This is a genomic window from Streptomyces milbemycinicus (assembly GCF_002154605.1).
GTDB classification, from domain to species: Bacteria; Actinomycetota; Actinomycetes; order Streptomycetales; family Streptomycetaceae; genus Streptomyces; species Streptomyces milbemycinicus.
Map to the genome: position 1 here is coordinate 1 of NZ_MUNE01000711.1, position 10,450 is coordinate 10,450.

Sequence of the window (10,450 nt, forward strand, 5' to 3'; positions counted from 1 at the left end):
CGAAGTTGTACGCAGCGGCGAGCGGCTGGCTGACCTCGTGGGCGATGGCCATCGCCATGTCGCCCATGGCGTTGTACCGGGCGAGGTGGTCGAGGTGCTGGGTGTCGCGGCGGTGCTCCTCCTCGGCGCGCACCCGGTCGGTGATGTCGTAGAAGAGGAGCATCCGGCCGCGCAGATCGCTCTCGATCTCGATGTACTGGCAGGTCGCCGCGTACCAGCGGGGTGTGCTTCGGGGTGCGGCGAACCGGTAGCGGCCTTCTTGGGCGGGCACGATGCCGTCGAGGCAGTAGTCGGCGAAGTCCGCTCCGTAGAGGCCGTCGCCGAGCAGCCGCACCGCCGACTCGCTGGCGAAGACGACACGGTCCGCGTCGTCGAGGACGACGATGCCCTCGGCGAGGCTGCCCAGGAAGGTGCGCAGTCTGCTCTCGGTGCGGAACAGGTCGTGCCGGACCGCCTTCTCCTCGGCGATGTCGCGGAACTGGACCATCACCACCGTCCGCGCCGGAAGGTCGACGCGGATCGCGATCGCCTCGGTGAGGATTTCCTCGCCGCTCTTGGACCGGTAGCACCACTCGGTGGCGCTGACGCCGTGCTCGACGGCCTGCCCGAGCCAGCGGTGTCCGAGCTCGCGGCTGTACTGGCGGGCGTTCTTGCTCATGTCCGGCGCCTTGAGCGGCCGCAGCTCGTCGACGGTCCAGCCGAGCAGGTCGCAGGCCGCGCGATTGGCCCACAGGATCTGGTAGGTGTGGGCGTCGTGGAGCAGGACGCAGTATTTGAGGGCTTGGGTCAGCTCCCGGAAGTCCGCGGGCGCCAGGGGATCCACGGCCGTTCCTCTCACTCGCCCGCCGGGAGGCGCAGCCCCAGCCGGAGCATGTCGTGTACGAGGGTGGCGATGCTCTCGGCGCCGGTCTTCTCCCGGATGCGGGCGCGGTGCACATCGACGGTTTTGGCGCTGATGCCCAGCCGTCCCGCGATCCGTTTGTTCGGCTCACCGTCGACGGCCAGCGCGAGCACTTCCCGCTCCCGTACGGTCAGACCGTCCAGCTTCGCCCGCAGCTCGCTCTGCCGGGCCGCCCACGCGAAGCGCTCGCGGGCCGTGCGCTGGGCGGCCTGCACGACGTCGAGCAGGTGCTGGGGGTCGTAGGGCTTCTCCAGAAAGTCGACGGCCCCGTTCTGCAGGGCCCGGACCGACATCGGGATGTCGCCGTGCGCGGAGACGAAGACGACGGGCAGCGGCGTCCCTGTCTCGTTCAGCAGCCGCTGGACGTCGAAGCCGCTGAGCTCCGGCATACGGACGTCGAGCACCAGGCAGGCGGGCCGGCCGCGGTCGTAGGAGCGCAGAAAGGTCCGGGCGTCCCGGAAGCGCTCCGAGCGGATGCCGATCGATTCGAGGAGCCAGGCCAGCGACGCGCTCAGCTCCTCGTCGTCGTCCAGGATGTAGACCAGGCACATCTCAGCCGTCCCAGGCGGCCTGGGCGGTCCAGTACTCGCTTCCGTCGGCGCTGATCCCGCACCGCCACTCGCTGGTGCGGCGCAGAGTGGGTTCGACCCGTGCGGTCGCCGCGTCCGCGCCGTCCGGGCCGTCCTCGTCGACCTGCCAGTGGACCCAGTTGACCTCCCGGCCCGTGCCGTCGTGCACGAACAGGTCGACGTGGTGCCAGCCGTAGTTGTGGGTGTCGGCGTAGCAGGTCAGCAGCATGGTGCGGTCGTTCATCGCTCCCCCGGCAGCGGTGCGGTGAAGAGTCGTTCGGTGCGGAAGGCGGAGATACGGGGCCGGTCCGGGTCGAGCCGGAAGGTCACGTCGAGCCGGGCGACCATGAGCTCGGCCTCGCCCGACTCGTACCGCGAGAGCTGCTGCATCTGCCAACTCCCCCGCACACCGCGACCGCCACCGTCGACCGTGCCGGGGAACAGCAGGTGCACATTCGTACGGAAGTGGGGGTGGGGCGGCAGATAGGCCGTCAGCATCGCGACGATCGCCTCGCGGCCCTCGGTGCGGCCGAACTTCTCGGCGTAGGCGCTGCCGCCGCCCTCCCAGACGGCGTCCTCGGTGAACAGGTCGCCCAGTTCGCCCTCGACGCGCGCGGGTACGTCGCACAGCGCGAGATACCGGGTGAGGGTGGCCGAGCACGCGTCGTACGCGTTCATGAAGCGGCCTGCCTCAGCCGTTCCGCGCGCCGTCGCGCCTGCCGTTCCGGGTCGGGGACGGGCGCCGCGAGCAACAGCCGCTTGGTATAGGCGTGTTCCGGGGACTCGGTGACCTGGGCCGCGTCGCCCGTCTCCACGATGTCGCCGCGGTACAGCACGGCCACCCGGTGGCTGATGTGCCGTACGACGGACAGGTCGTGGGTGACGAAGAGGTACGCCACGCCGGTCGCCTCCTGGATCTCGATGAACAGGTCGAGCACCCGGGCCTGTGTCGTCAGGTCCAGGGCGCTGACCGGTTCGTCGCAGACGATCAGCTTGGGGTCCCGGCAGAGGGCGCGTGCGATGGCGATCCGCTGGCGCTGGCCTCCGGAGAACTCGCGGGGCAGCCGGCGGGCCGCGTCCTGGGGGAGATACACGTGGTCCAGCAGCTTCTGCACCCGGGCTTCCGCGTCCGCGCGCGCGACACCGGTCACCAGCAGCGGTTCGGTGAGGATGTCCATGACCGTCATGGCGGGGTTGAGCGAGGTGAACGGGTCCTGGAAGACGACCTGGATGTCCTTGCTGAGCGCCCGCCGCTCCCGTTTGCCCAGTCGTGAGATGGGCCTCCCCTCGTACCGGATCTCGCCGCCGGTGACGGGTGCGAGACCGAGGACGGCCCGGCCCAGGGTCGTCTTGCCGGAGCCGGACTCGCCGACCAGGCCCAGGGTCTCGCCGGGCTCGATGGCCAGGGAGACACCGTGCAGGACGCGGAAGGGCTTCTTGCCTCGGCCCTTTCCGGGGTACTCCACGACGACGTCGTCGAGTTCGAGCAGCGGAGAGGTCATGACGTCACCTCCTTGAGGGGCTTGTCGGGGACGCGCAGATCACCGCGCGCGGGCCCGCCTTCGAGCGTCGAGTCCAGGAGCATGCGCGTGTACCCGTGCTCGGGCGCCGCGAAGATCTGCCGGGCCGGCGCGGTCTCCACGATGCGGCCCTTTTGCATCACCGCGACCCGGTCGCAGATGTCGGCCACGACACCGAAGTCGTGGGTCACCAGGATCATGCCCATCTCCCGCTCCTGCTGCAGCGAGCGCATCAGGTCCAGCACCTCGGCCTGCACGGTGACGTCCAGCGCCGTGGTCGGCTCGTCGGCGATGAGCAGCCGCGGGTCGCAGGACACGGCGCCGGCGATCAGGACGCGCTGGGCCATACCGCCGGAGATCTGGTGCGGATACGACCTGAACACCCGCTCCGGGTCCGGGATGCCGACCCGTGCGAGGAGTTCGAGCGCCTTGGCGCGGGCCTCGGCCCGGGAGAGCCCCAGGTGCTTGCGCATGGGCTCCACGAGCTGGGAGCCGATCCGGAAGCACGGGTCCAGGTTGGACATGGGCTCCTGGGGGATGTAGCCGATGCCGCGCCCGCGCAGGGCGTTCAGCGCGGCGAGGTCCAGGCCCAGCAGATCCTTCCCGTCGAAGACCATCCGGTCCGCCGTCACCTCGGCCTCGTTCGGCAGCAGCCCGAGGACGGAGAACGCCGTCTGGCTCTTGCCCGAGCCGGACTCGCCGACCAGACCCAGCACCTCACCGCGCGCCACGGTGAGGCTCACCCCGTCCACGACGGTCTTGTCGCCGCCGGGCTTCGGGTAGCCGACGCGCAGCCCCGCCACGGTGAGCAGGCGGTCCGCGGGCGCCTCGGCCACCGGGGCCGCGGCCCTTCGCTCGACCCGCTTACGACGCCTGACCACCCGGGGCTCGGCCGTGCCCAGCGCGTCGCGCACCACGTTGCCCAGCAGGCTCGACGCCAGGATGGTCAGGCCCATCGCGGCGCCCGGCCAGACCAGCAGCGCGGGCGCGTTGTAGATGTTGGTGAAGGCGTCGCCCAGCATCGCGCCCCAGCTGGCCTGGGACGCCTTGCCCAGGCCGAGGAAGGCGAGCCCCGCCTGGATGCCGATCGCCACGGCGAACACCTGCGTCGCCTGGATGAGGGACGGGGCGATCACCACGGGCAGGACGTGGCGTCGCATGATGCGCCCGTCGCCGAGCCCCGAGACGCGGGCGGCGTCCACGTACAGCTCCTCGCGGACCGCGATCACCGATGCGCGGATGAGGCGGAAGACCATCGGGGCCATGATGACGCCCAGGACGACCATGGCGACGTTGAGGTCCTGCGAGACGGCCGCCATCACGACGAGCATCACGATGATGGCGGGCACGGCCATGATGACATTGACGATCCAGCCGGCCACGGCGTCGAACCAGCCGCGGTAGAAGCCGCTGATCAGACCGAGCGGCCCGCCGACCGCGAAGGCGACCAGGACGGCGAGCGTGCCGCCCACGAGGCTGGTGCGGCCGCCGTACAGCAGCCGTGAGAGCACGTCCCGGCCGACGCCGTCGCCGCCGAGCGGATGGCTGCCCGACATGGGCGCGAGCGTGTCCGCCATGACGCTGTGGTCGGGCTCGTAGCCGGTGAGCAGCGGTGCCGCCAGGCTCGCGACGATCAGCAGCGCCAGGACGACCAGGCAGCCGACGGCCAGCGGATCGCGCAGCGCCCGGCGCACGAGGCCGTCCCGCTTGGGGGCCGGAGGGAACTCCACCGCCGTCATGAGACACGCACCTTCGGGTTGAGCCAGCCGTACGCGATGTCCAGCAGCAGATTGACGGCGACGACGATGCCGACGGTGACCACGACCGTGCCCAGCAGCACGGGCGCGTCACCGCGTACGGCGGCCGAGTTGGCGAGGGTCCCGATGCCGGGCAGACCGAACACCTTCTCCACGACGACGGCGCCGCTGATCAGGCCGATGAACTGCAGGGCGATGACGGTCAGGGCGGGCGGGGCGGCATTGCGCAGCGCATGCTTGAACACCACGCTGCGGGTGCTCAGGCCACGGCTGCGCAGTGTGCGCACGAAGTCGGCGCGCAGTACGTCGATCATCGCGCCGCGCACCTGCATCGCGGTGGCCGCGGTCGCGGCGACGGCCAGGGACACCGCGGGCAGGATGATCGAGCGGAACCAGTCGGTGGCGGAGGTGCCCAGAGCGACATAGCCCGTGGCGGGCAGCCACCCGAGCTGGACCGCCAGGGTGACCACGAGGACCAGGGCGATCAGAAAGCTGGGCACCGCGGTGCCCAGCACGGCGGCGAACTGCACCGCGCGGTCCACCCAGCCGCCGCGCAGCGCCGCCGCCGCGCCCAGGGCGACGCTGAGGACCGCGGCGATCAGCAGGCCGGTCAGCACCACGGAGAGGGTGACCGGCAACGTGTCCATCAGGGACTGGTTCACCGAGTCGCCGGTGAACCACGAGCTGCCCAGGTTTCCCTGCGCGGCCTGTTCGACCCAGTGCCAGTAGCGCTCCACCAGGGGCTGGTCAAGACCGAGTTCATGGCTCTTGGCGGTCACGGCGGACCGTGAGGCGGTCTCGCCCAGAACGTTGCGGGCGACGTCGGTGCCCGTGAGGTTCAGCAACAGGAACGTCGCGGTGGCCACGACGACCACCAGAACGGCACCGGCGGCTATGCGCCGGAACAAGAAGACGAGCACGGTCAGTTCCTCCTTCCGCGTGTCGGTGTCGGAGCGGGCCCGGTGGCTACTTGGCCGCCGGTGCGTAGTTGTAGATCGGCGGGTACTGGGTGCCGGGCTGCGGTGTCACCTTCACGTCCTTCGCGGTCGCGTACGCGTTGGCGATGACGTTCCAGGGGGCGTTCCACGCCTGCTCGACCACGTAGGTGTTGAGTTGCTTGAACAGCGCCGACCGCTTGGCTCCGGTCGCCTTGCCGATGCGCTCGATGAGGTCGTCGGCCTTCGGGTCGTCGTACTTGAAGGGGTTCCAGGTCGACTTCTTCGTCAGCTGAAGCTGGACCTTGTCCCAGACCGTGGGCGCGCCCAGCTTGAAGTACGACATCGCGTACTTGCCGGACAGCATGCTGCTGAAGACCTGGTCGCCCGGCAGGTTGTCCAGCTTCACCTTGATGCCGATGTCCTTGAGGGACTGGGTGAGCGCGGCCTGCTCCTGCGGGAACATCGCGGAGAGGTCCGGGATGGTGACGGAGAAGCCGTCCGGGTAGCCGGCCTCGGCCAGCAGCTTCCTGGCCTTCGCCGGATCGTAGGAGTAGGTGTCGTCGAGCCCGGCGTCGTTGCCGTCCTCACCGGGTGCGAACAGCTGCGTGGTGGGCGTGCCGAGCCCGGTCTTGGCCGACTTGACGATGGCCTGCCGGTCGAAGGCGTGGTTGAGCGCCTGGCGGACCTTCAGCTTGCCGAGCGCGGGCACCTTCTTGCCGGCTCGGTCCCAGATGTACAGGCCCTCGATGTCGCCGGGCTGGTAGGTGACGACGTTCAGACCGCGGCCCTTGACGGTCGCCACCCGGTTGAGGTTGAGGGTGGCGCCGTCGAGCTGCCCGGACAGCAGGGCGTTGGTGCGCGCGGTCGGGTCGGCCAGGTACTTGACGACGATCTTGTCGTAGGGGAACGCCTTCGCGTTCCAGTAGTCGGGGTTGCGCGTGTAGGTGTACGTCTGCCCGGCGGTGGTGGCCGACGTGTCCAGCTGGTACGGGCCCGAGCCGACCGGGACCTTCGGGTTCTCGAGCGACTTGGGGCCGGCGATCATGCCTGAGACCTGGCCCAGCGCCGAGAGCAGTGACGCGGTGGGGTGGCTCAGCTTGATCGCCACGGTGTGGGCGTCGACGACGTCGACGCCGGTGATGTCCTGGATCTCTCCGGCGGCGCTGCCGGTGCCGCTCTTGGTGTGCAGCAGGCTCTGCCTGACCGCGTCCGCGTCGAGCGCCGTGCCGTCGGTGAACTTCACCCCGGTGCGCAGCTTCAGCGTCAGGGTCGTCTGGGCCTTGTCGTACGACCACGACGTGGCCAGGTTGGGGGTCGGCTCGCCCTTGGAGTCGAGCCGGATCAGCGTGTCGAAGACCGGCTGGTAGTACTGGGCCTCGGGGCCCATGCTCGCCTTGGCCAGGTCCCACGGCGTGGCCGTGACCGACTCGGCGAGGGTCAGTGTCTTGTCGCCGCCAGCGGCCTGGGTACCGCCGCCGCAGGCCGTCGCCGTCGCCGTCAGAAGTCCGGCGCCGATGATCGCCACTGTCTTGCGCATGTTCTCTCCACCTGGTTCACGTACCGGATCACCTCGTTGTCCCCCGTACCGTCCTGCCGTCGGCCGTGCGAAGCCGGTCCAGCCCCGCGTAACCCGGTCACGGCTACGCGTACTGGGCGGCCCACTCCCCGCACAGCCGCACGCTCTCCTCGGGGGTCGGCCGGGCCCCGCGGTCGACCTCGACGATCAGCCAGCCGTCGAAGTCGTCGGGCAGCGCGCCGACGAAGCCCTCGATGTCGGCGTTTCCATGGCCCGGCTCCGACCACAGCCCCGCGAGCACCGTCTTGCGGTAGTCCCAGCCCGCCTCCCTGGCCCGGGCCGCGAGGCCGAGGTCCAGATCCTTGATGTGGACGCTCGCCACGCGGTCCGCGTAGTCGCGCACCAGTTGCGCGGCGTCCGCGCCCGCCCAGGCCAGATGGCCCATGTCCGGCCCGAAGGCGAGAACGGAGGGGTCGACGGTGTCGAGGACGAAGCGGGTCTCCTCCTCGGTCTCGGCCCAGGTCCCGACGTGCGGGTGGAAGGCGGGGGCGATCCCCTCGGCCCGGATGATCCCGGCCATCTCGGCCAGGAGGTCCCGTACCCGCTCCAGCCGCCCCTGGTCGGCGAGGTGGCCGACCGCGGGACGGGCCACCCGCTCCGCGTCCTTCGCCATCCCCATGGCGAGGAAGACCGTGTCCACGCCCAGCTCCGCGTGGTGTCCGGCGACGCGCGCCGCGGTGTCCCGGAACGTCCGCCGCTCGGCGTCGTCGTCGGTGAGCCGGACGGGGATGTAGCCGGGCGCGGGGCTGATGCCGTGGTCGGCGAGGCGGGCCGCGTACGCCTTCGGGGTCAGGTCACCGGGCACGGCGCTGTGCAGGGCCTTGAGGCCCGCGTCGCGGATGACGGCCAGCTGCTCGTCGAGGGGCGGGGCGAGCGTGGGATCGATCCAGCCGTCGGCGCTCGCGACCCACTGGAGGGGGTTGATGGCGAGGCGGTCCTGCCTGATCTTCATCGTCTGTGGTCCTTTCCGTGGCCGGTCACGGGCCTGTCAGTGGCCGGTCACGGGCCTGGTCGGTGGGCGTGGTGCGGGCCTGGTCAGTGGGCGTGGTGCGGGCCTGGTCAGTGGGCGTAGCGCGGCTCGGGGCGCTCGCAGCTGCTCCGCAGCTGGACGACCCGGTTCTCCCGCTGTGCGGTCTCGAAGCTCGCCAGCACCTCGAGGGTGTGGAAGGCGAACTGCGGATTGGCGCGGTGCGGGCCGCCGTCGATGCCGCCCGCGAGGTCCCGCACGCCCAGTCCGCGGCGGTGTTGCTCGGGGGTGTCCACGGCGCCGAAGAGCTCGGTGACCGGGGTGAGCACCCGCCAGTGCTCGTCCTGGTGGCGCTTGATGCGCACATCGCCGTCGAAGAAGTTGGGGTTGGGCAGTGCGAGGGTGCCCTCGGTGCCGTAGATCTCGATGCGCGGCAGTTCGGTGTCCCAGACGTCGAAGCTCATCAGGGTGGTGCCGATGGCCCCGGAGGCGAAGGTCAGCACGGCCGAGGCGTGGGTGGGGACCTCGACGGTGACCTCGTCGACCACCCGCTCGGGGCTGGTCACCTTGCGGGTCTTCGCGCCGATGCGGGTGGCGGCGGACACCTGCCGGACCGGGCCGAGGCAGTTGACGAGCGCGGCCAGATAGTAGGGGCCCATGTCGAGCACGGGCCCACCGCCCGGTCCGTAGAAGGCGCGGGGGTCCGGGTGCCAGGTCTCGGCGCGGCTGGAGCGTACGAAGGCGGTGGCGCCGACGGGTTCGCCGATCAGACCGGTGTCGATGGCGTGCCGGGCGGTCTGCACGGCGCTGCCGAGGAAAGTGTCCGGGGCCGAGCCCAGCAGCTTCCCGCCGGCCGCGGCGGCTTCCAGGACCTCGCGGGCCTCCTCGACGGTGGCCGCGATCGGCTTCTCGACGTAGACGTGTTTACCGGCTTCCAGGGCGGCGATGACGGTCTTGGCGTGGAACCGCGGCGGAGTGATGTTGATGACGATCTCGACGGCATCGTCGCCGAGCAGTTCGTCTGCGCCGCCCCAGGCGGGGATGGCGTACTCGGACGCGGCCTGCTTCGCGCGGTCCTCCTCGACGTCGGCCACACGGACCACTTCGAGCTCCGGAAAGGTGCGCAGGCCCTCGACGTAGCGGCCGAATATGTTGCCGGCGCCCAGAATTCCGATACGGTGCCGTGCTGGTTGCTGAGCCATGAATCTCCTGCGATACGTGGTGAGTCGGGTCAGGCGACGATCAGGGGCCGCAGTGTCCGGTGGGCAATCTCCAGACCGGTTTTGACCTTCTCCTCGGTGCCGCTCCACACCGGGTCCTCGTGTTCGACGGAGAGGGTCCCGGTGAAGCCGTTCTCGTACAGCGCGTCCACGACGGCGTTCCAGTCGACCTGGCCACGGCCCGGGACGCGGTAGCGCCACCAGCCGGTGTCCCATGGGTCCTCGCGCCGGACCGCCTTGCCGAAGAAGCCATAGCGGTCGGCCTTGCCGGGGAGGATCTGGAGGTCCTTGGCCTGGGCGTGCACGATCTTGTCGGCGTAGGGCGCGATGGTCGTCACCGGGTCGATGCCGATCCAGGTCAGATGTGACGGGTCCCAGTTCAGATACAGCCCGAGGGAGAACATCCACTCCCACAGCTCGGGCGAGTAGGCGAGGTTGCCCGGATAGCCGTCCGGGTGCCAGCCCTCCATCACACAGTTCTCGATGATGATCCGCACCCCGCGCTCCCCCGCGTACTCGACGAGCTCGGGGAAGACCTTCTGGGCCTCGTCGAGGTTGTGGGCGACGGGCCTGGTCCAGTCGCGGCCGACGAAGGTGCCCACGTACGGGACGTCCAGCGCCTGCGCCACGTCCACCACCGCCTTGAGGTGGGTGTGGATCTCGGCCCGCCGCCCGGGGTCGGGATGGAGGTTGTTCTCGTAGTAGGCGAGCGCGGAGATGTCGAGGCCGTGGCGGCCGAGCAGCGCCCGGGTCTCGTCGGCCGCGCGGTCGTCGAACCCGGTCACCGGCAGGTGGGCCGCTTCGAAGTCACGGCCGCCGGTGCGGGGCCAGGCGGCGACCTCCAGCGCCTGGTATCCGGCGGCGCCCGCCCAGGAGGCGATCTCGGCGAGGGAGAGCTGGGGCAGGCAGGCGGTGAGCATGCCGAGTTTCATGCGGTGGACTCCAGGGCTGTCAGTGCAGTCGGTGCTACGGGTGCTGTCGGCGCAGGGTCGACGTCGACCC

General features: G+C 70.5%; 11 protein-coding genes. All 11 read right to left on the reverse strand.

The window, feature by feature from the left end; genetic code table 11:
• The coding region (locus CCN51_RS43730) for a PAS domain-containing protein (protein WP_143676088.1) at nt 1-823 on the reverse strand (823 nt) is incomplete at its 3' end.
• Nucleotides 824-834: 11 nt separating this feature from the next.
• A complete protein-coding gene (locus tag CCN51_RS43735) occupies nt 835-1,452 on the reverse strand; it encodes a response regulator transcription factor (RefSeq protein ID WP_014182269.1) in 618 nt (205 codons plus the stop codon).
• 1 nt (nt 1,453) lies between these two features.
• A complete protein-coding gene (locus CCN51_RS43740; protein WP_014182270.1) occupies nt 1,454-1,714 on the reverse strand; it encodes a hypothetical protein in 261 nt (86 codons plus the stop codon).
• On the reverse strand, nt 1,711-2,148 hold the full coding sequence (locus CCN51_RS43745; RefSeq protein WP_014182271.1) for a nuclear transport factor 2 family protein: 438 nt from the start codon (nt 2,146-2,148) through the stop codon (nt 1,711-1,713). The genes CCN51_RS43740 and CCN51_RS43745 overlap by 4 nt, the downstream gene beginning before the upstream one ends.
• Nucleotides 2,145-2,972, reverse strand: a complete 828-nt coding sequence (locus tag CCN51_RS43750) for an ATP-binding cassette domain-containing protein (protein WP_014182272.1) — start codon at nt 2,970-2,972, stop codon at nt 2,145-2,147. Before CCN51_RS43750 ends, CCN51_RS43745 begins: the two co-directional genes overlap by 4 nt.
• Nucleotides 2,969-4,729 carry a dipeptide/oligopeptide/nickel ABC transporter permease/ATP-binding protein gene (locus tag CCN51_RS43755; RefSeq protein ID WP_014182273.1) on the reverse strand — a complete coding sequence of 587 codons (1,761 nt, stop codon included), beginning with the start codon at nt 4,727-4,729 and terminating at the stop codon, nt 2,969-2,971. The genes CCN51_RS43750 and CCN51_RS43755 overlap by 4 nt, the downstream gene beginning before the upstream one ends.
• Entirely contained in the window at nt 4,726-5,667 is a 942-nt protein-coding gene (locus CCN51_RS43760) for an ABC transporter permease (RefSeq protein ID WP_014182274.1), read from the reverse strand. Before CCN51_RS43760 ends, CCN51_RS43755 begins: the two co-directional genes overlap by 4 nt.
• 46 nt (nt 5,668-5,713) lie before the next feature.
• On the reverse strand, nt 5,714-7,222 hold the full coding sequence (locus tag CCN51_RS43765) for an ABC transporter substrate-binding protein (RefSeq protein WP_014182275.1): 1,509 nt from the start codon (nt 7,220-7,222) through the stop codon (nt 5,714-5,716).
• Nucleotides 7,223-7,325: 103 nt separating this feature from the next.
• Complete coding sequence (locus tag CCN51_RS43770; RefSeq protein ID WP_014182276.1) at nt 7,326-8,213, reverse strand: sugar phosphate isomerase/epimerase family protein; 888 nt, start codon at nt 8,211-8,213, stop codon at nt 7,326-7,328.
• A 107-nt stretch (nt 8,214-8,320) separates the two neighbouring features.
• Nucleotides 8,321-9,430 carry a Gfo/Idh/MocA family protein gene (locus CCN51_RS43775; protein ID WP_014182277.1) on the reverse strand — a complete coding sequence of 370 codons (1,110 nt, stop codon included), beginning with the start codon at nt 9,428-9,430 and terminating at the stop codon, nt 8,321-8,323.
• 29 nt (nt 9,431-9,459) lie between these two features.
• Nucleotides 9,460-10,450, reverse strand: a 991-nt coding sequence (locus tag CCN51_RS43780; RefSeq protein ID WP_245881805.1) for a sugar phosphate isomerase/epimerase family protein, incomplete at its 5' end; no start/stop codon positions are given.